General features: G+C 63.6%; 17 protein-coding genes and 1 tRNA gene. 12 read left to right on the top strand and 6 right to left on the bottom strand.

What is annotated here, in order from left to right; translation table 11 throughout:
- The first annotated feature begins 15 nt into the window (after positions 1-15).
- Both ACIBI6_RS39115 and ACIBI6_RS39110 read left to right on the top strand, forming a co-directional pair.
- Complete coding sequence (locus ACIBI6_RS39115) at positions 16-381, top strand: hypothetical protein (protein ID WP_396960092.1); 366 nt, start codon at positions 16-18, stop codon at positions 379-381.
- Positions 382-427: 46 nt separating this feature from the next.
- Entirely contained in the window at positions 428-1,585 is a 1,158-nt protein-coding gene (locus tag ACIBI6_RS39110; protein WP_396960090.1) for a hypothetical protein, read from the top strand.
- A 341-nt stretch (positions 1,586-1,926) separates the two neighbouring features.
- On the opposite strand, the gene ACIBI6_RS39105 is transcribed toward ACIBI6_RS39110, so the two are convergent.
- Together ACIBI6_RS39105 and ACIBI6_RS39100 are read right to left on the bottom strand one after the other, a co-directional pair.
- Complete coding sequence (locus ACIBI6_RS39105) at positions 1,927-2,448, bottom strand: hypothetical protein (protein ID WP_396960088.1); 522 nt, start codon at positions 2,446-2,448, stop codon at positions 1,927-1,929.
- Between the two features lie 159 nt (positions 2,449-2,607).
- Positions 2,608-3,444, bottom strand: a complete 837-nt coding sequence (locus tag ACIBI6_RS39100) for a hypothetical protein (protein ID WP_396960086.1) — start codon at positions 3,442-3,444, stop codon at positions 2,608-2,610.
- A gap of 854 nt (positions 3,445-4,298) precedes the next feature.
- Here ACIBI6_RS39100 and ACIBI6_RS39095 point away from each other — a divergent pair.
- The 4 genes from ACIBI6_RS39095 to ACIBI6_RS39080 all read left to right on the top strand — a co-directional run bounded on the left by ACIBI6_RS39095 (position 4,299) and on the right by ACIBI6_RS39080 (position 9,794).
- On the top strand, positions 4,299-4,826 hold the full coding sequence (locus ACIBI6_RS39095) for a Pycsar system effector family protein (RefSeq protein ID WP_396960084.1): 528 nt from the start codon (positions 4,299-4,301) through the stop codon (positions 4,824-4,826).
- 705 nt (positions 4,827-5,531) lie between these two features.
- The gene (locus ACIBI6_RS39090) at positions 5,532-5,900 is read left to right on the top strand and encodes an ACT domain-containing protein (RefSeq protein ID WP_396960082.1); all 369 of its coding nucleotides are present in this window, start codon (positions 5,532-5,534) and stop codon (positions 5,898-5,900) included.
- A gap of 854 nt (positions 5,901-6,754) precedes the next feature.
- On the top strand, positions 6,755-8,278 hold the full coding sequence (locus ACIBI6_RS39085) for an FAD-binding oxidoreductase (RefSeq protein ID WP_396960080.1): 1,524 nt from the start codon (positions 6,755-6,757) through the stop codon (positions 8,276-8,278).
- A 463-nt stretch (positions 8,279-8,741) separates the two neighbouring features.
- Positions 8,742-9,794: a hypothetical protein gene (locus ACIBI6_RS39080; RefSeq protein ID WP_396960078.1), complete on the top strand. Its 1,053-nt coding sequence runs from the start codon at positions 8,742-8,744 to the stop codon at positions 9,792-9,794.
- Positions 9,795-9,824: 30 nt separating this feature from the next.
- Here the strand turns inward: ACIBI6_RS39080 and ACIBI6_RS39075 are convergent.
- The 3 genes from ACIBI6_RS39075 to ACIBI6_RS39065 form a co-directional block, all read right to left on the bottom strand.
- Positions 9,825-9,909 (bottom strand) — tRNA-Ser (locus ACIBI6_RS39075).
- Positions 9,910-9,953: 44 nt separating this feature from the next.
- The gene (locus tag ACIBI6_RS39070) at positions 9,954-10,451 is read right to left on the bottom strand and encodes a MarR family winged helix-turn-helix transcriptional regulator (RefSeq protein WP_396960076.1); all 498 of its coding nucleotides are present in this window, start codon (positions 10,449-10,451) and stop codon (positions 9,954-9,956) included.
- 104 nt (positions 10,452-10,555) lie between these two features.
- Positions 10,556-11,731, bottom strand: coding sequence for a lactate 2-monooxygenase (locus ACIBI6_RS39065; RefSeq protein WP_396960074.1), 1,176 nt, complete (start codon positions 11,729-11,731; stop codon positions 10,556-10,558).
- 286 nt (positions 11,732-12,017) lie between these two features.
- Between ACIBI6_RS39065 and ACIBI6_RS39060 the strand changes: the two genes are divergently transcribed.
- Both ACIBI6_RS39060 and ACIBI6_RS39055 read left to right on the top strand, forming a co-directional pair.
- Positions 12,018-13,007, top strand: a complete 990-nt coding sequence (locus tag ACIBI6_RS39060) for an NAD(P)H-quinone oxidoreductase (RefSeq protein WP_364357045.1) — start codon at positions 12,018-12,020, stop codon at positions 13,005-13,007.
- A gap of 181 nt (positions 13,008-13,188) precedes the next feature.
- Positions 13,189-13,539 carry a hypothetical protein gene (locus tag ACIBI6_RS39055; RefSeq protein ID WP_364357048.1) on the top strand — a complete coding sequence of 117 codons (351 nt, stop codon included), beginning with the start codon at positions 13,189-13,191 and terminating at the stop codon, positions 13,537-13,539.
- A gap of 19 nt (positions 13,540-13,558) precedes the next feature.
- On the opposite strand, the gene ACIBI6_RS39050 is transcribed toward ACIBI6_RS39055, so the two are convergent.
- The gene (locus ACIBI6_RS39050; RefSeq protein ID WP_364357051.1) at positions 13,559-14,761 is read right to left on the bottom strand and encodes a cysteine desulfurase-like protein; all 1,203 of its coding nucleotides are present in this window, start codon (positions 14,759-14,761) and stop codon (positions 13,559-13,561) included.
- 228 nt (positions 14,762-14,989) lie between these two features.
- On the opposite strand from ACIBI6_RS39050, the gene ACIBI6_RS39045 reads away from it, so the two are divergent.
- The 4 genes from ACIBI6_RS39045 (at position 14,990) to ACIBI6_RS39030 (ending at position 18,792) form a co-directional block, all read left to right on the top strand.
- Positions 14,990-15,598 (top strand): bacterial proteasome activator family protein, encoded by a 609-nt coding sequence (locus ACIBI6_RS39045; RefSeq protein WP_364357054.1) that lies wholly within the window; start codon positions 14,990-14,992, stop codon positions 15,596-15,598.
- A gap of 320 nt (positions 15,599-15,918) precedes the next feature.
- Positions 15,919-16,797, top strand: coding sequence for an ABC transporter permease (locus ACIBI6_RS39040; protein WP_364357114.1), 879 nt, complete (start codon positions 15,919-15,921; stop codon positions 16,795-16,797).
- Positions 16,798-16,810: 13 nt separating this feature from the next.
- Positions 16,811-17,650: an ABC transporter ATP-binding protein gene (locus ACIBI6_RS39035; RefSeq protein WP_364357057.1), complete on the top strand. Its 840-nt coding sequence runs from the start codon at positions 16,811-16,813 to the stop codon at positions 17,648-17,650.
- Between the two features lie 191 nt (positions 17,651-17,841).
- Positions 17,842-18,792, top strand: a complete 951-nt coding sequence (locus tag ACIBI6_RS39030) for a glycosyltransferase family 2 protein (RefSeq protein WP_364357117.1) — start codon at positions 17,842-17,844, stop codon at positions 18,790-18,792.
- The last annotated feature ends 19 nt before the right edge of the window (positions 18,793-18,811 follow it).

Raw genomic sequence — 18,811 nt, 5'->3', positions numbered from 1 at the left:
CGATGGTTCCGGCAGATGGACGCACAACTGGAGAAATTCACCACCAAGACGGTTCCTGGTCTGCCGCAGCCGATATGGTCGGACGCTGCAATAGATCGGGTTGCAGCGGTATTCGGCGAGTTCTTCCCCAATGAGGATTCCGTTACGGACCCTCAAAAGGCTGATATCGCAGACCAATTCATCCGTTGGATCGGTGAATGCTACGTACATCGTCGCGGTATGCAGTGGTACAACCATCCTCACGCCTCTGGTGGGCTGTATCAGGGATTCGGTCCGGCAGTGCGGGAACCCAGCAACGAAGCCGAGACAACATTCGTGATCGAAATATTGGAGTGGGCCGCTCACGATGACCTCGCGTATGTGAGGCATGCGCTCGGCTGACCTCAGGTTTGTTCGATAATCTCGACATACGGGGGTGGGTTGATCTTTGTCCGACTACGACGACCAACGCCGAGAAAATGCCAGACTTTTCCATCACGGAATGGCTCATCAAAGGGGCGAGACACCGGAGAAGGGTTGGCGGCACGAGCGGGAAGTCTGGACGCCGGACGGCTATCGACGTATGGATTCGTCACGAGTAGTCGACAAGGATGATAGACGATTCACCGAATATAAATCTGGTCAGGTCTCGGGCAAGACGAGCCGTGAACAGGTAGATAAAGACATCTATCTAGTTCGGGAAGAGGGATGGTCGGGGCAATGGGTGACGGTCGCTGGAGAACGGTTCGATAGAGAAATTCGGGACCCCCTGGAAAAGTTGGCGAGAGAATTTCCGGAACGGTTCCAAATCATAGTAGTCACGAAGACCGAGCGGTTGAAGGCCATAGAACTAGGCAGACAGCTCGAACGAGAAGCACCGCAGCTAGAATTGTTTGATATCGCCCAGTTGCGGGAACAGCATAAGGCACGCCAACAGGCTGCACGAGAAGCACGGGACGAGCGGATACGCGAGCAGCATGCTCAGGAGAAAGAGCGCGAGCAGCGAGAACGCGACAAGGAATTAGCGCGTAGCGTCGGCCCGCGAGAGTTGAACGAGAAACGCGAGCAGTTACGCAAACGCATGGCCGAGGCGCGGAAGATCGCCCAACCACGTGAAAAAGGCCGGACACTAGAAATCGATAAGCTACGGGAATCGCACATGCGATTAACCAAAGACCTCGCGGATATCCGCGAAATAGAACGCGCGAAGGCTCGGGAGATGGTTCGAAACGCCGGACTAGGACGCGAACACGCCCAAGAAACGGAACGACTCATCGAACAGAACCACGAAGACAAACGCCGAGACGTAACGCATGAGCTCGGAAACATCGGTTCTACCCTCGCACGTGAAGACACAGAGCGGGCGGAGCAGGAAGTTGTCGAGAAACAACGCGAACAAGTGCGCGAAGTCCGTGAACGTGCCACACGGGAAGGTATTCCGCGCGAAGTCATACACGTGTTGGAAGTCGGCCGAATACAGCCCGGAGAGAAACCCAGAACACTCGAACATGAACGCGACCATAACGAGCACCGAGCGCGAGAAGCTGCCAGGGAACGCGAACGCGAAGCCGAACGGGAACGAGAAAGTCGATACCGGGGCGGGTAGCGCAGAAGCGCAAAAGTCCCCAGCGTTGAACTTGCCCCCTGGGAATCCGTATTCAGGACGAGCAAGTCAGCGGTCCGGTAGCGGGAGGGGTGGTAGGGCCGGTTAGGGGTCGAATCTGGGCGTGGATGAGCCGTCGTCGGTCCCTCACTGCGCGAAAATCACTGGCGGGCAAGGGCTAAGGTCAATTGACCAGCGACACGTTAACGACATCTTTCAGTGAAATTGAGCCGGGTTCAGTGAGTAGGGCCTCGCCCCCGGACGGCCCTTCAATACCGGCTGCTTGTTGTCAGTGGTCGAACTGTGCGCAGATCATTTGCGCAGTCGCCGCGAAGCTGTCATGTTCACTCAGCCTTCTTTTTCTTCTTGCGCTGGACCTTCTCGATCTCTTCGTCCACGTCCGAGTCGCGTTCCAGACGCAGGCTGAGGCGAAACGCGTGGGACGTCTGGACACGTCGACGACGAATCGGGGGTGGTGTCCACGTCACCCACATCTCGCTCAAACTCGCCGTCCAGTCACTCACCTCGATAGCGAAGTGGACGTCCAGCCTTTCTCCTGGCCGAAGCAATGAAGCCGCCCCGATAATACGAACATCGGCCCCCGGACGATCACGCAGGTTGACGGAAACCCGATGTGCATCCCCATCCCCGAAGTTGACGACCGATGCCATCCCGAACACGTAGTACGAATCGTTCGGTCGAAATGCCCCGGACACAGAAGGCATTTGAGATACCGAGACCATCCGTCCACTCACCGACCAGTCCGCGAGTGGACGATGCCACCAGTCTCGCCACACTGAGACCCCAAGCACGCCAGCCGAGATGCCCGCAGCGCCCCAGGACGAATACGTGCCCCAGTCAGCCATCGCACAATCCTGCGCCGCCGACTCGGCACTCGGCACTCGGCAACACCCAATGCCAATGTGCCGTTAATCCAGGACGCGCCTCATTTTTACCGAGCCCACGTCCACCGTGAATAGCAGCGTGGCGCATGAACTCCCGGGTTCATGTAGCCGTCGGCGGAATCAGCGACGAACCCAACCCTGTGCGCGGTCCGCCAGATTCCACCACGAAACGAACTGCGGATCTTCGGATTTCAGCTCCCAGCGCATAGCGAGGCCATCGAAAAACGCTTCATCACCGGTCTTTCCGCCTTTCGGCTCTCCGATGTAGACCAGCCGCTCGCCACCTTTGGCTTCGAACGCGGCAAGCGCATCAGACGCCATCGTGTTACCCCAGCCAGGCGGCCAGCAGAGGAACAGCACATCATTCGGGCCGCCGCTTGGACGCGCAGCGAACTCAGCGAGATCACCGACCGCGTGCCACACGTCCGACTGCCCCGCTGCGCCTGAAAACGACACATTCTCCGTCTTGTTCGGTGGCTCAGAGTCGTACGCGTCGACGTCCACTCCCACCTTGGTCATCTGCGCCGCCCAATACCCGCGACCGGCTCCCAACTCGACCACCTTGCGGCCATCAGCAAATTGAGTCAGCCACTCGATCGTCTCGGGAGAAGGGATGGCGCACGCGTACGCGGCCTGCAAGATCGTCTGCGCGAACCCCAGCCGCACACTGCCCTTCTCACGACCACCGTTCACCACACGACGGCCTTCATGCTCGAACACCGATGGCGCCACGATCTCCCAGTACGGATTCGCACTGACCGACCGTCCACCAGTCATGTAGTGCACGAACCGTAGATCGAACGCGGCGTCGGCCCGATCGTCCCCCGTCCCCGCCAACATCGGCGCCGTATCCAAGTACTCCGCCACCTTCGGATACTCAGCCCGAAGCTTCCCCTCATCCCCAAGCAACGCAGCCAGTTCATCACGACGATCCGTGGTCAGCGCCAGCTCCGTCATCCCTCGATTCTGGCCTGACACAGCCCAATTGGCGAACACTTCCGCCGATCCCACGACCGTTGGGACGTTCATGCTCCGGGTCGCCTCGGTCTACCACGCCCGTACCCAGGGAGCTTCCGTTCGCGCCTCACGCACGATGCGCTGCACGTACACCAAAGCACCAAAGTCATTGCCGAATTCCGCCATACAGGATCAAGGGCGCCCCGGCGGCGCTGCGACGCGCAGCGCGGTTCCCTGAACGGCGGTCACCGCGGCGCGTCGGCGGCACACCGGCCGCCGGGGCGCATTCTGGCCCTGTTTGCGTGTTCTGGCATCCGCTTTGACGACGTGGTAGCACGCGGACTGTTCGACTCTGGCCGCATTTTCGTTCACCAGGCAGTGCTGGGCACGACGCTAGCCGTCCCCGACTTGCTCTCCCGCAACCCGCCCACGAAATCGACCAGCACCTGACGGGGTGACTGGCTGTGGTCCGGTCATTCAACGACACCCTGTGAATCGGCTCGGCACCTTCGCGAGGTGGAAGCACGCGGTTGCCGTAAACCCCTGCCTCCTCATGGCCCAATTGTCTGACCTCACTCGGCCGAGTCAAGGGAAAGAACGCCCTTGACACGTCCTCCCTCAGCCCAGGGATGGCCAGTATGAGGAAGCAGGGGATGGGAAGTCCCCAGACATGCGAAAGCCGGTGGTGATCGCGGTTTTCGACACGGAAATGAGGCAAGAGGCTGGTCAAGAGGCCGAGGTGGCTAATCGCCTGCGCACGCCTGGCCACGAGAGGAACATAGCTTCTAGCTATCGCTGGGCAACAAGGGCGCACCTGTAACGACTCTCCACCGATCAAAGAAGGAGACGGTCTCATGGCTGACGACTTGAACCCGCTGGGTGCTGCACCTCAAACCGACCGCGATGCGGATCCGGTGGAAACGGCATGGCGGATCCACACTGCAATCATGGACTGGATGGGCAAGGTCGACCTCAAGGCGTCTATCACGCTAACCCTCGATTTCGCTGCGCTCGGTGGTGTCCTTGCTGTGTCGAAAGACGGCGGTATCTTCGCCGGGCTGGGCGGATTTTCGCGTATCTGGTATTTCGTCGGATTGGTGCTGCTGGCGGCCTCGGCTGCGTTCGCAGTCTCCGTCGTAATTCCCAAGCTGCGGTCCATACCAACTGAGGAGAACTTCATCTATTTCGGTAACCTTCGCAAATACAGCGATCCTCCGGCTGTAGAGAAGATTCTCAAAAGCAAGCAGGTTCTTCCCGCCCTGGCAGAGCAGTTGCACCGGGTCAGCGAAATCGCCTGGAAAAAACACACGTACATCCAATTCTCGCTGTGGTCCGCCGCCGCCGCGATGGTCTTTCTTGTGCTCAGCTTCTTAACCAGTTAGGGGGTTCTGCCCTCCGGAGCAAACGACAGGTCTGACGACAACGGCGACATCTCCACCGCCGAAGACGGACGAAAACCGCTGAGCATCACGCTGCTTCGGCCCGACGCATCTGACTACGGATCAGAAGGTCAGGGGTTCGAATCCCTTCGGGCGCACCATATTTACCAGGTCGAGACCTTTTCGAGGTCGGGTCAATCCGTAATATCGGACCACCACCAAAGAAACACCAAAAATTCGTCACCTGGCCGTTCCTAGTCCCAGCTCCAGCACGGCCGATGAGTCCGGTGCCTACTCCGGCGAGACGATGTAATGCCGCTCCGTGACGCCCTCACGAGAATGCCCCAACTGGTTCGCGGCCAATTCGGTGCCTGCCGAGTTGTTTTCACCAATCCGCGGCAATGGGGACCGCCGCCGCCGGAGTTCGATTGGGCCGAAGATGGTGATAGGAAGCCCTCGAACGTAGAGCCAACAGATTGGCCAGTCCGAGGCAGCGCCGGTCCGCAAGTAGCTGTAAACGATTTCGCGGTCGCGATGGCGCCGGCTCCTGCTCCGGCCGACGTCGCTTCCCGGACGATTCACCGGACGGGTCTTGCGGGATGCGTGCATCGCCGGGCCGCGGTGGTCTGTGGCGTTCCCGTTTGTGATTCCTTACGAACTGTCCATAACGCTGGACATCAGACGCGATCGGTGTGCGACGATGCGCTGGTGTCGGTCGCTGATCATCAGACGTTGCGGGTGCTGGAGGGTCGATACGTGCTGGAGCGCGCGGTATCGGACGTCGAGGTCGCCCATGATGGCGAGGTGCTCGCGGTCGTGCGCGGCCCTGACGGCGGAGCTTGCATGCGACGCCAGGACGCGGCCGACGACGCTTGGGTGGCGCTGTGGAATGGCGACGAGGCGCACCCGCCGGACGCGACCGGCATGTTGGCTGCGATCGTGGCGCCGCTCGCAGCCGGCAATGTGCCTGTCTGGGTCGCGGCCAGCTTCGACGGCGACATCGTGCTGATCCCCGTTGATCGGGTGGACGAGGCGTCTGAGCTGCTGCGCAGGGCCGGGCACCGGGTGATCGGCTGAAGACTCCGAATGCGGTGCCCGCTGCTGTCTAGTGCAGGAGTTCTCGGCGGTAGCGTCAGCGGCCTCCGGCGTGCTGCTCGCTCGAAAGCCGATGACCGGCTATGACGTCACGCGACGCATGAACCTGCCGATCGGGTACATGTGGTCGACCAGCCACTCGCAGGTCTACGGCGAACTCGCGGCACTCGAGTCTGCAGGCGGTTGCGAGACACCGTCGTGCCGGGACGGTGCCCGCGCCACACCAAGCGATACCGCATCACGGCCGCGGGCAAGCGCGCGCTCGAAGATTGGGGCGACTCGCCGTTGCGCAGCCAATCCCCGGACTCGGTGCAGGCCGAGAACTCCGGCGTATGGTTCGCCGCGCCCTCGTCCGTGAGGTAGCGCAACCTCAGCGGTTGAGCCAGCACCTCGGTCAGTTCTCCAGCGATGCCCAGCATCAATAGGAGCCGAGCCTCTGCCAGCGACTCGTATTCGTGGTGACGGCCGGTACTGATCAGGAACTGCAATAACGGCGCGCGGCTCGACGGCACCGCGACAGCCCTGTCGTTCACCGAGTATCGAAACCACCTGGAGGCGGCGGGATTTGGTGATGTCGAGATCATCCCGACCCATTCGGTGGCCGACGGTATGCACTCGGCGATCGTGAAAGCCGTCAAACCCCGCTGCGTAGAGCGTGTGCTCAGTCCATTACTCCTTCAGGCTGTCGTCATCGTTCTCGGTTGGCGTGTCGGGACACACCACCACGTCATCCCGTTACCGTGCGGGGTCGACCACAAGGGACTGCCCGGCGGCCAGCGGATAAGAGTTCCCTTGGCAGCCGGTACTGGCGTAGACCGATTGAGAGGATCTCAACCTTGAGCGATCTTTCTCGCCGTGACCTGCTCAGGACGTCGGCGGCCGCTGGCGTCGGAGCAGTCGTTGTCTCGGGCCTTACGGCCGCGGACACGCCGAATATTGCGGACGCGAGCGCCCCGGGAAGTGTGGCCGCGGGCCACCCGAGTAAAAGCCCGGGAAGCCCGCCCGCGACGCTGACCGGCCACATCGTCCGCCCGGGTGACGCGTCGTACACGGATGCGCGACTCGGCTGGGACCAGCTCTTTTCTCACTATCCGCTGGTCATCGCCTTCGCACAGGAAACCCAGGACGTGGTGAACGCCCTGACGTGGGCGCGGCAGCACAACATCGCGCTGCGGGTGCGCAGCGGCCGCCACGCCCTCGAAGGCTGGTCGAACCTCGACAACGGCATCGTGATCGACGTCAGCCAGCTGAAGTCGGTCCAGATCGACCCTGACGCTCGTATCGCGACGGTCGGTGCCGGGCTGAACCAATTGGAAGCGGTGACGACGCTCGCGAAGCAGAACTTTGCGGTCACAACCGGGAGCGAGGGCAGCGTGAGCTTGTGTGGTGCGACGCTCGGCGGTGGCCTCGGGCCCCTCAACCGCTGGCTCGGCATGGCCTGCGACAGCCTGATGGCGGCCGAGGTCGTCGTCCCGTCGGGTCACGACTGCGCCGAGGTGATCAACGCGGACTTGCAGCACCACTCGGACCTGCTCTGGGCGCTTCGCGGGGCCGGAAACGGCAACTTCGGGATCGTCACACAACTCACCTATAAGGTGTATCCGCTCGAGCATCTCGCCTATGTGCAGGCGACATGGGATGGACTCGGGGACCTGTACGGGGTCTTCGAAGCGTGGCAGCGTACGGTACCGTCCGCCGACAGCCGTCTGGGATCGGAGCTCGAGATCCACAAGTCCCAGATCCTGCTGTCCGCGTGGCTGGTGGACGGGGCAGCGGCACAGGCCACAGAGAGGCTGGCTCCGATCCTGTCGGTCGGCAGGCCCGATGTCACGGTGCAGGTCGGTAACTGGGGCGACTTCTTTGCGGGAGCCCAGGTCCCGCTCGCGCAAGAGCCCGCGAACTGGAAGTTCTTCTCGGAGTTCGTCAAAGAGCGGTTCCCGAAGAAGGCGATCGACATCATCGGCGACTTCATGCGAAACGCTCCCACAGAGGAGAGCAACTACTTCGTCGATGCCTTCGGCGGGGCGATCAAGAGGGAGCCCCCCGGCGGCACGGCTTTCGCGCATCGCGACGCGCTTTTCTACGGCGAGATCGGCGCGGCCTGGGGGACTCGGTCAACACAACCAGGCGTCGGCGACCCGCTGACCTCGCAGGCCCAGGCATGGACCGCTGAGTTCAGCCAGGCGCTTCGGCCCTACGCGGACGGCGCCTACGTCAACGTGCCGAACGTCGGAATGCAAGAGTGGCAGACCGCCTACTGGGGGAGCCAGCGCTTCGAGCGGCTGCGCAGGATCAAGGCGAAGTACGACCCCCACAACGTCTTCCAGTACGAGCAGAGCATCCCGCCCGCGTCACACTGATCGACAGTTCGTCGCTGCTCCGCAACCCTCGGGCGGCCGTCGGCGGCCCAGAAGGTTCCGGCACGTCATCACCAGCCTCTGGCCCCTTGCTGACCACGCCACCCCCACCCCGTTCCGCCGTCAACGCGAGCTCAGTCATCGGTCAATTCTGGCCTGACACAGCCCAATTCGTGAGCACTTCCACAGGCGGACCCGACCCGCTCAATGGTCACGGCTCTGCTGTGCGGGCCAAACGCGATTGTCGGCAGGACGTCTGGAGTGACGGCTGGCCGCGCCCGACATCGAGTTCCCAGTAGCGGGAGGGCGATCGGGGCAGGTCGAGCATCGACGTCAATTCGGTGAATTTGCCTGTGAGAAAGGTGATTTCGTGCAGTATCCGATTCGGATCGATGCCGCGTAGTGAGAGTCGGGCGGAGGTCTTGGGCGCTATAGTCCCCGCACATCCGTACGGAGAGGACACTCGATGGCTCTTTCACTTCCCGTGACATACCTGGTCGGAAGCGCCAACGCGCCGACACGACAGATCGCGATGGAGAAATTCGGCACGATGTGGGAGTACCTGCCATCGTTTCCGGAGGGTGACACGGCCTTTCCCGGTTGGATCATGCCGAGGCTGCGCAGTACCTTCGCGCTTCCTGGAATGCGGAAGGTGAAGGACGGAAACATCGAGTTGGCCTATCCGGGGATGCCTGGTTACGAGTACACCGGCGAGCGCGAGCTCGAGATTCCGCCAGTGTTGCTCGGGTATTTCGACCAAGCCGAGGCAGCCAAGCCGATTCTGGAGCGCATGATCGCCGAACGCGGCAGCAGCAAGAGCTATCAGGCGTGCATTGTCGATCCGTACGATCATGCGTACTTCGCCCTGGGTGAGGCCGGACTCGAGCAGCATTACGAGTCGTTCCGGAAACCGGCGCTGGAGGAGATCTTCGCTATTCATCGGCTGTTCGACGGTGACGTGGTGTTCCAACTCGAGAGCCCCGGGCGCATGTTGACGATCGAAGTGATCGAGTCGGCGCAAGAGCGGGCCGCGAAAGCTGTTGAGCTGGCGTCGGATCTGGCCGCATTCGTGCGCCGCATGCCCGACGGCGCCCGTGTCACGATCCATCTGTGTCGGGGCGACTGGGAGCACAGCACGTGGCTGAAGCAGATCAACGGATTCGAGCCGGTTGTGCTTTTGGTCAATGCCATTGTGGCGGCATGGCCCGAGGGCCGGACGCTGCAGGGTATTCATATTCCGCTGGCGGCGGCCGACATACTGCCGTTCGCCGACGTGGACAATCCCGATATCTATCAGCCGTTGGAGCAGCTCACCACCGACGCGACCATCTACGCCGGCATCGTGCACGAGCAGGCGAGTGCGGACCATATCCGCTCGGCCTTGACGCAGGCGCGGAAGTATTACCCTCGTCCATTCGGCGGGCTGAGCACATCGTGCGGTATGGCTCGGATGACCGAAGCGGAGATGGACCACGCACTGCGATTGCTGACCGAATTGATGGTCACGGCGACCGGTTGATCGCGAGGGACGGTTCGGCGAAAAGTGTTGCGGAGACGGAGGGATTTGAACCCCCGGTCGCTCTCGCGACGCTCGCTTTCAAGGCGAGTGCATTCGGCCGCTCTGCCACGTCTCCAGGCCCACGAGAGTACCCGTCGCCGTACGTCGTCCGCCGAGGGGTCAGTCGGAGTTGCCTACCTCGTTGTCGACGCGGGCGAAGACCTCGCCGACGACGTCGAGTTGTTCGGGACCCAGTAGGTCGATGAAGTTGCGTCGGACCGCCTCCACGTGACCGGGTGCGGCGGCCTCCAGCCGACGCATACCTTCATCGGTGAGTTCGGCGAGTACACCGCGGCCGTCCTCGACGCAGGTGTTGCGGCGGACCATCCGCTGGGTTTCCAAGCGGCGGATCTGATGGGTGAGTCGACTGCGTGAGGACAGCACGCCGTCGGCCAGCTCGCTCATGCGCAACGAACGGTCAGGGGCCTCTGAGAGCAGGACCAGGATCCGGTATTCGGCGAGGGTGAGATCGGAGTCGCGTTGCAGTTGACGGTTGAGTGCCGTCGCCAAGCGCTGATTACCGTCCATATAGGCCCGCCAGGCACGCTGCTGCGACGGCGAGAGCCACCTCGGCTCGGCGGGCGCGTAGCTGCTCGGTTCTGGTTGCACATGCTCCATTCTAAGCGCGCCTGAACTGCGCAAACGCATAACCCAGCGGTCCGGCGAAAGACCTGGACACACGACTAATCATGCCCTGAACCAGGGCATGTGGGTCGGGCGGTTCAGCGGATTGTCGCGATCATCGAACGGTCGAGCTCGGCCGGGTTCGCGCATCCGGACAGGCCCATGACGGAGTCGAAGTCGGCGAGCAGAACGCGCAGCGCGTGGCGCACCCCCGCTCGGCCTGCGATGCCGAGACCGTATGCCCATGGGCGACCGTAGAGCACCGCCTTCGCGCCGAGTGCCAGCGCAGTGAGTATGTCCGAGCCGGTGCGGATCCCGGAGTCGAACAGGACGTCCGCGCGGTCGCCGATGCTGGCGACCACGGAGGGGAGGGCATCGAGTGCGGCGATGGCGCCATCTACCTGGCGGCCGCCGTGGTTGCTGACGACCACCGCGTCCGCACCAGCGTCGACGACTTGGCGGGCGTCGTCAGGATGCAGGACGCCCTTGACCGCGATCGGCAGATCGGTCCACTCCCGCAGGTGCGCGAGGTCGGCGGGGCGCAGGGCGTGGTTGCCGAATAGGCCACTCCAGGTGAGGATCGCGGCTCGCATCGCATCCTCGCTCTGTTCCGGTGGCGCGGAAAGCTTCGCGCGGAAGACCGGATCCGATAGATAGTTGGCGATGCCCTTGCCGTGCAGGAACGGCAGATGTGCGAGCTCGAGATCGCGGGGTCGCCAACCGAGACCCGGGGTGTCGACGGTTACGAGGATCGCCGACGCACCCGCCCGCTCCGCGCGCTCGACGAAGGATCTGGCCAGCTCGTTATCGGCGGGCCAGTACAGCTGATACCACCAGCTACCGGCCGCCGCGCCGACATCCTCGATGGTGGAGGAGGCCGCCGTCGAGAGCACGGTCCCGACACCGAGTTCCTTCGTAACCTCCGCGACGATCACCTCACCACCCTCGTGCAGCAACTCCAGCACCCCGACGGGCGCGGTCAGCACCGGCGCGGCCAGTCGCGTCCCGAGCACCTCCACCGACAGATCGCGCGCCCCCGGTCCCGAGGTGCCGCGCAGCATCCGCGGCACAATCCGGTACCGGTCGAATGCGGACCGATTGGCCGCCGCCGTCCGCTCGCTCGACGCACTCCCCGCCACATAAGCGAAGGCTTCCTTGCTCAGCACTTCGCGCGCCCGCTCTTCCAAACCCGCAGCCGTCAACGGCAATTCGGGCACCACGCCCCCCAGTCCACCCGCGTAGATCTCGTTCTGGAAGTCGACAAAGCTGCTCACGCCGGGAACGCTAGTCCCACGCCCTCATGCCCGCAGGCAGCTCACGATATTTCCCCGCCCGAGGACGTGGACGCCGCACTCCATGTGTGAGCCGCATCCAGTACCGAGCCGTGACGTCGCTGCTGGGACCAAATCACCTACCAGCGGAGCATGATCACGTGGCAGCAGTCCATCCAGGCAGGTGACCTGTGGCACGACCGAAATCCGCGCTGATTCGGCAACAGGCTCTACCCCGGGTGTGCAGGGGTGAGCAGCGGGCCGGTCGGGGGTGGGGCACGATGGGGTGATGCGCGCTATCAAGCTGAACGGGTTCGGGGGGCCCGAGGTGATGGAGTGGGGCGAGGCGGCGGATCCGGTGCCTGGGCATGGGGAGGTGCTGATCGAGGTTGCCGCGGCCGGGGTGAATCGCGCGGATCTGTTGCAGCGGCGCGGGTTCTATCCACCGCCGCCCGGGGCCAGTGAGGTCATGGGGTTGGAGTGTTCGGGGGTCATCGCCGAAGTCGGTGATGGGGTGCGGGACTGGCACGTCGGCGATCGGGTGTGCGCGCTGCTGTCCGGTGGCGGGTATGCGGAGAAGGTTGTGGTTGCCGCGACGCAGGTGCTGCCGGTGCCCGACGGGCTCGACCTGGGTGCGGCGGCCGCACTGCCCGAGGCGGCTGCGACGGTGTGGTCGAATCTCGCGATGACCGCCGGGCTGGACGCGGGGCAGTTGGTGTTGATTCACGGCGGCGGCAGCGGAATCGGTACGCACGCCATCCAAGTCGCGGTCAGCCGCGGCGCGCGGGTAGCGGTGACCGCGGGCTCGGCCGAGAAACTGAAGCGGTGCCGCGAGTTGGGCGCGAACCTGCTGATCAACTACCGCGAGGACGATTTCGTTGCCGCGATCCGCGCCGAGGCTCCCGGCGCCGACATCATCCTCGACATCATGGGCGCCGCCTACCTCTCACGAAACGTCGAGGCGCTGGCACCACACGGCCGCCTCGTGGTGATCGGCATGCAGGGCGGCGTCACCGCCGAACTGAATCTCGGTGCGCTGCTGTCGAAATGGGGAACCATCCACGCCAACAACGTCCGCAACCGCCCCGCCACCGGCCCCAACAGCAAAGCCACCGTCATCGCCGAACTTCGCCATCACGTCTGGCCGCTGATCGCCGACGGCACCATCGCCCCGGTAATCCACGCCGAACTCCCCATCACCGAAGCCGCCGAGGCTCACCGCCTCTTGGACTCGTCCGAAACCTTCGGCAAGGTAGTCCTGAGCGTTCGGGACGCCTGACGCGAGCTACTGGCTCACTGCACCCAAAGGGATTCGAACCTCTAACCTTCTGATCCTTACTCAGATGCAAGGCTCCGAACCAGCGGGGCCTCCGGGGGTTTTCCACCGTTGGCGGGCGCGGAGATGTCGGCGGCGGCGCCAGGTTATTGCGTGACGCATCATCGATGTCATACTCGAATGTATGTTCGATAATCGACATCGAGACGTCTGGCGGCCATATTCACCGCTCCTGCCGATCTACGTCGACATCGATCGTGTGCTTCCGCCGGATGGATCGCCGACACGCGAGGTATCGGCGCGGGTGAAGAAGTACGGTCTGGTCTTGTCCGGGCGGATGGCGGCCAGGCAGCGGGCGTGGCATCGACTCGTGGACGGGCGTTGGGTGGCCAGTATCGAGGTGCCGGTCGAGACCAATGGGCAGTGGATCTATCTGGACTTCATCGCGTCGGCCGACGCGGTCGCGCCACGCGAGGGCGGCGACACGATGCCGGAGCGACCGAGCAATCAGTGGGGGCAGCCGAAGCGATATTGACCAGCGGTACCGTCCGCGCTCACTCCAGCGCGGCCAGCGCCCGACCCAACTGATCGATCTCGAATTTGGTTGTGTACGGGGCCAAGCCGACCGTGACGGCGCCGCCTTCGTCGTTGACGCCGAGGGCGTCCAACAGCCGGCTGCCGCCGTGGACGCCGCTGAGGGTGCCGATGCGGGCGTCGGCGAGTTTCGCGGCTACCTTTTCGGCTTGCATACCCGCCATGGTGAAGCTGACGGTGGGGATGCGGGTGGAGGCGCGGCCTATGACGGTGAGGTTGGAGATTTTGTCGAGCACGTCCATCAGGTGCTCGAAGAGCTGGTCGTGGTAGTCCTGCAGCGAGGTGATCGAGATTTCCAGGCGCTCGCGGCGGGTGCCGCGGGCACGCTCGTCGAGACCCGCGAGGAAGTCGATGGAGGTCGTCAATCCAGCGAGCAGTGCGTATTGGTGGCCGCCGACCTCGAGACGTTCGGCGCCTTTGGCATAGGGGTTCAACGACATCGACGGAATACGATCCAGGAAGGCCGGATCGCGGAAGACCAGCGCGCCGATCTGCGGACCACCCCAGGCGGGGGCGCTCAACGCGACCACATCGGCATTGAGTTCGTCGATATCGATGAGGGCATAGGGCGCGGCGCCGAAGCAATCGGCGACGAGCAGACCGCCCACCTCGTGTACCCGATCCGCCGCGATGCGCACTCCGGGGGCCGAACCGACGATCGGCGATGCGGCGGTCAGCGCGACCAGCCGGGCGGTCGGGCCGATCAATTCCTCGAACTGCCACGACGGCATTTCACAGGTCTCGATCTCGACCTCGGCCCAGCGCACATGCGCACCGTAGCGATTCGCGATCCGCAACCACGGCGCGACATTCGCCTCATCATCCAATCGCGAAAGCACTATCCCGGTGCCGAGGCCGAGTCGCGAACTCAGCGACTCCGCCAACCAGGCCAACAAAACCGCACGGTCCGGTCCGAGCACGACGCCCGCCGGATCACCGCCGACGAGATCCGCGACGGCCTCGCGCGCCGCATCCAGAATCGCGGCACTGCGAACGGCGGCACCGTTGCGGCCGATATGGGAAAACGAAGAGGTTCGGAAACCTGTTGATACGGCACGAGATACCGAATCCGGGACCAGCATTCCGCCCTGCGGGTCGAGATGGATCCAACCGTCGCCCAGGGACGGTATCAGGCCCCGAACCCTCGCGACGTCGTAAGTCATGTTGGCCACTCTAAAGGCAGCGGGCGAGCCTGGGTAACCGCGTTCCCCCTCACCGGCGGGCGGGGGTGCAGTGAACTGGGACTCAGCATGGCAACCGACTTTCAACAAATCCGAACCACACGACCCGAACAGAATAGACGCCACCTCCGCGCCGCTGCACCGACCCGGTGACCTGATCGAAGGCGACCGACTTAGCGCGTTCGCGGCGGACGCGACATGATGGGGACCATGACGCAATCGGATGGAGCACCCGAATCCATTGTCGTGATCGGACCCGACGGCAGGCCGCTGGCTATACCCGTGGAGTCCGGTTCGGACACGCCCTTCACCGCGCAGGTCGTTACCGACGGCGATGAGAAATCCGACAATGCGGACAATAAGGTCGACGCCGAAGAATCGCTCGCCGATATGGTCGAGCAGCCAGCGAAGGTCATGCGCATCGGGACCATGATCAAACAATTGCTGGAGGAGGTCCGCGCGGCTCCGCTGGACGACGCCAGCCGGACCCGGCTGCGCGAAATCCACAAATCCTCGGTGCGCGAACTCGAACAGGGTCTGGCACCGGAATTGCGCGAGGAACTGGAGCGGCTGACGCTGCCGTTCACCGATGACGCAGTGCCCACCGATGCCGAACTCCGCATCGCTCAGGCCCAGCTCGTCGGCTGGTTGGAAGGCCTTTTCCACGGCATCCAGACGGCGCTGTTCGCCCAGCAGATGGCGGCGCGGGCGCAGCTGGAACAGATGCGTCAAGGTGCGCTGCCGCCGGGCATCCACGCGACCGACCCGCGCGGAGGCCAGTCGAACCCGCCGATCGGCGGCGCCGGACAATATCTCTGAGTAGATCCGAGACGAGTACCAGCCGGGTCGGCGGTGTCTGATTTGCGGCGATCGCGGGGCCCTACGTGGTTACGCTTCGCTACCGCCTCCGGGCCCTGCCGCTCACGCCGCAGGAAATTGCGAGGGTAGTGTCGAGCACCGTGCCGTCCGCTGCCGCCCGCCCCGACTCGGTCTCCGATGTGAATACGGCGCGTCCCGATGAGAGCTCGGATCGTCCTGAAGAGGGTTCAGTGCGTTCAGATACCAGCCAAGCGCGTACCGACGAGAGTTCCGATGAGACCTCCGTGCCTCCCGAAGAGAACACCGCGCCGGAGCATCCGGTGAGTGCCGACGCGGAAACGCCCCCGTCGGACGATGCGGTCACGACTGCGATCGTCTCGGACTCGCAGACCTTCGGTCGCGCGTTCAAGGACTTCCGCAGCGGCTTCGCGCAGCGTGAGCTGTGGCTGTCACTCGGCTGGCAGGACATCAAGCAGCGCTATCGACGCTCGGTGCTCGGCCCGTTCTGGATCACCATCGCGACCGGTGTACAGGCCGCCGCGATCGGCATTCTGTACTCCGCGCTGCTCGGCCAGTCGATCAAGTCGTATCTGCCGTATGTGGCCGTCGGCATCATCGTCTGGAACGTGATCCAGGCCAGCATCCTCGAGGGTTCGGATGTCTTCATCGCCAACGAGGGGCTGATCAAACAGCTGCCCTCGGCGCTGAGTGTGCACGTCTATCGGATGGTCTGGCGGCAGTTGCTGTTCTTCGCGCACAACATGCTGATTTATCTGGTGGTGCTCGCCGCATTCGGCGTCTGGGAGAAACTGCACTGGACGGCCATTTTCGCGATCCCCGCGCTCGGGCTGTTGTTCCTCAACTCGATGTGGGTCTCGATCGTGTTCGGCATCTTCAGCACCCGCTACCGCGATATCGCGCCGATCCTCGGCAGCCTCACGCTGATGCTGTTCGTGCTGACGCCGGTCATGTGGAATACCAAAAGCCTGGAAGAACAGGGCGGTCAGGTGAGCGAGCGCGCGAAGCTGGCCGAAATCGTGCCGACCTTCCATTACCTCGAAATCGTCCGCGCGCCGCTGCTCGGCGATGATCAGCATCTGTATCACTGGGTGATCGTCGGCGCCATCACCGTCGTCGGCTGGATCGTGGCGATCTTCGCCATGAAGCAGTACCGTTCGCGCGTGCCGTACTGGGTATAGGAGATCGGGCCCGATGACCGACCATGTGAGTATCGAAACCCGCCAGGCGTGGGTCGAGTTCCCGATCTTCGACGCCAAATCGCGGTCGCTGAAAAAGGCATTCCTCGGCAAGGCCGGTGGTTCTATCGGCCGCAATCAGTCCGATGTGGTGGTGGTCGAGGCGCTGCGCGACATCACCCTCTCGCTGAAAGAGGGCGACCGGGTCGGCCTGGTCGGACATAACGGCGCGGGCAAATCGACACTGCTGCGGCTGCTTTCGGGAATCTATGAGCCCTCGCGCGGCAGTGCACGCATCCGCGGCCGGGTGGCGCCGGTATTCGACCTCGGCGTCGGTATGGATCCGGAGATCTCCGGCTTCGAGAACATCATCATCCGTGGCCTTTTCCTCGGACAGACGCGCAAGCAGATGCTGTCGAAGATCGATGAGATCGCCGAATTCACCGAACTCGGCGAATATCTGTCGATGCCGCTGCGCACCTATTCCACCGGTATGCGGGTGCGCCTGGCGATGGGTGTGGTGACCTCCATCGATCCGGAGATCCTGCTGCTCGACGAGGGTATCGGCGCGGTGGATGCCGAATTCATGAAGAAGGCTCGGATCCGGTTGCAATCACTGGTGGCCCGCTCGGGCATCCTGGTGTTCGCCAGCCATTCCAACGAATTTCTCGCCCAGCTCTGCGATACCGCCATGTGGATCGACCACGGCCAGATCCGTTTACGCGGTGATATCGAAGAAGTGGTACGTGCCTATGAGGGCCCGGACGCGGGCAATCATGTCGCCACCGTGCTACGCGAAATGGAAGCGGAACGGAAAATGGGAACCGAGCGAGAATTGGAGCGGAATCAGGCATGAGTGAGCCGACCGGGCAGAACGCCCCGATCGACGCGGGGCGCGAGGACCCGATCGACTCCGTGCCGGATTCCGACGCACCGAACGAGAGCGTCCCGGCGAAGGACCCCGTGCCGCGCGACGCAGCGCCTCAGCCCACAGACGACACCCGAGACGACCTGGCCGACGATTCCGACGACCTTTCCCCAGCACAAATCGAAGCCGCCCGCACCCCAGCGGGCACCGGGCCCGACGCCAAAATCGTCGCCGTAGTCGTCACCCACAAACGCCGCGAACTGCTCGCCGAATCGCTGAAAATCCTTGTCTCCCAGACCCGCCCGGTGGACCACCTGATCGTGGTCGACAATGCCAATGAATCCGAGGTCGCGGAGCTGGTCGCCCAGCAGCCGATCGAGGCAACCTACCTCGGTTCGGCGCACAATCTCGGCGGCGCGGGCGGTTTCGCGCTCGGCATGCTGCACGCGCTGACCCTCGGCGCGGACTGGGTCTGGCTGGCCGATGACGACGGTCGCCCCGACGGCTCGGAAGTCCTTGCCACCCTGCTCGATTGCGCTGGCCGACACGGTCTGGTCGAGGTGTCGCCGGTGGTCTGCGATATCGACGAACCGGATCGCCTCGCCTTCCCGCTGCGCCGCGGCGTGGTCTGGCGGCGGCTACGTTCCGAGCTAGGCGATGAAGACTTCCTGCCCGGCATCGCCTCGCTGTTCAACGGCGCGCTGATCTCCGCCAAGGCGGTCGATCTGATCGGCGTTCCGGACCTACGGCTATTCGTGCGCGGCGATGAGGTCGAGGTGCATCGCAGGCTGGTCCGTTCCGGTCTGCCGTTCGGCACCTGCCTACAGACGGCCTACCTGCATCCCAACGGCGCCGCCGAATTCAAGCCGATCCTCGGCGGCCGCATGCACACCCAGTACCCGGACGACCCGGTCAAGCGCTACTTCACCTACCGCAACCGCGGCTATCTCATGTCCCAGCCCGGTATGCGCAAACTGCTGCCCCAGGAGTGGATCCGCTTCTCCTGGTTCTTCCTGGTCACCCGCCGTGATCCGGCCGGTCTGCGCGAATGGTTCCACCTGCGCAGCCTGGGCCGCAACGAGCAGTTCGGCAAGCCGACCCCGGACCAGAAGACCACCGACGAAAAATAGATTGCGCGGGTCTGCCCGC

The sequence above is a fragment of the Nocardia sp. NPDC050412 genome, assembly GCF_044458825.1.
Lineage (GTDB): Bacteria > Actinomycetota > Actinomycetes > Mycobacteriales > Mycobacteriaceae > Nocardia.
The sequence above is the reverse complement of the archived record's forward strand: the minus strand, read 5'-3'. Positions and strand labels throughout refer to the sequence as shown.

Bases quoted from the DNA above. Each gene is read 5' to 3' on its own strand.
- ACIBI6_RS39115 (WP_396960092.1), top strand. From the start codon at position 16: ATGGACGCACAACTGGAGAAATTCACCACCAAGACGGTTCCTGGTCTG.
- ACIBI6_RS39105 (WP_396960088.1), bottom strand. From the start codon at position 2,448: ATGGCTGACTGGGGCACGTATTCGTCCTGGGGCGCTGCGGGCATCTCG.
- ACIBI6_RS39100 (WP_396960086.1), bottom strand. From the start codon at position 3,444: ATGACGGAGCTGGCGCTGACCACGGATCGTCGTGATGAACTGGCTGCG.
- ACIBI6_RS39095 (WP_396960084.1), top strand. From the start codon at position 4,299: ATGGCTGACGACTTGAACCCGCTGGGTGCTGCACCTCAAACCGACCGC.
- ACIBI6_RS39080 (WP_396960078.1), top strand. From the start codon at position 8,742: ATGGCTCTTTCACTTCCCGTGACATACCTGGTCGGAAGCGCCAACGCG.
- ACIBI6_RS39070 (WP_396960076.1), bottom strand. From the start codon at position 10,451: ATGGAGCATGTGCAACCAGAACCGAGCAGCTACGCGCCCGCCGAGCCG.
- ACIBI6_RS39060 (WP_364357045.1), top strand. From the start codon at position 12,018: ATGCGCGCTATCAAGCTGAACGGGTTCGGGGGGCCCGAGGTGATGGAG.
- ACIBI6_RS39055 (WP_364357048.1), top strand. From the start codon at position 13,189: ATGTTCGATAATCGACATCGAGACGTCTGGCGGCCATATTCACCGCTC.
- ACIBI6_RS39050 (WP_364357051.1), bottom strand. From the start codon at position 14,761: ATGACTTACGACGTCGCGAGGGTTCGGGGCCTGATACCGTCCCTGGGC.
- ACIBI6_RS39045 (WP_364357054.1), top strand. From the start codon at position 14,990: ATGACGCAATCGGATGGAGCACCCGAATCCATTGTCGTGATCGGACCC.
- ACIBI6_RS39035 (WP_364357057.1), top strand. From the start codon at position 16,811: ATGACCGACCATGTGAGTATCGAAACCCGCCAGGCGTGGGTCGAGTTC.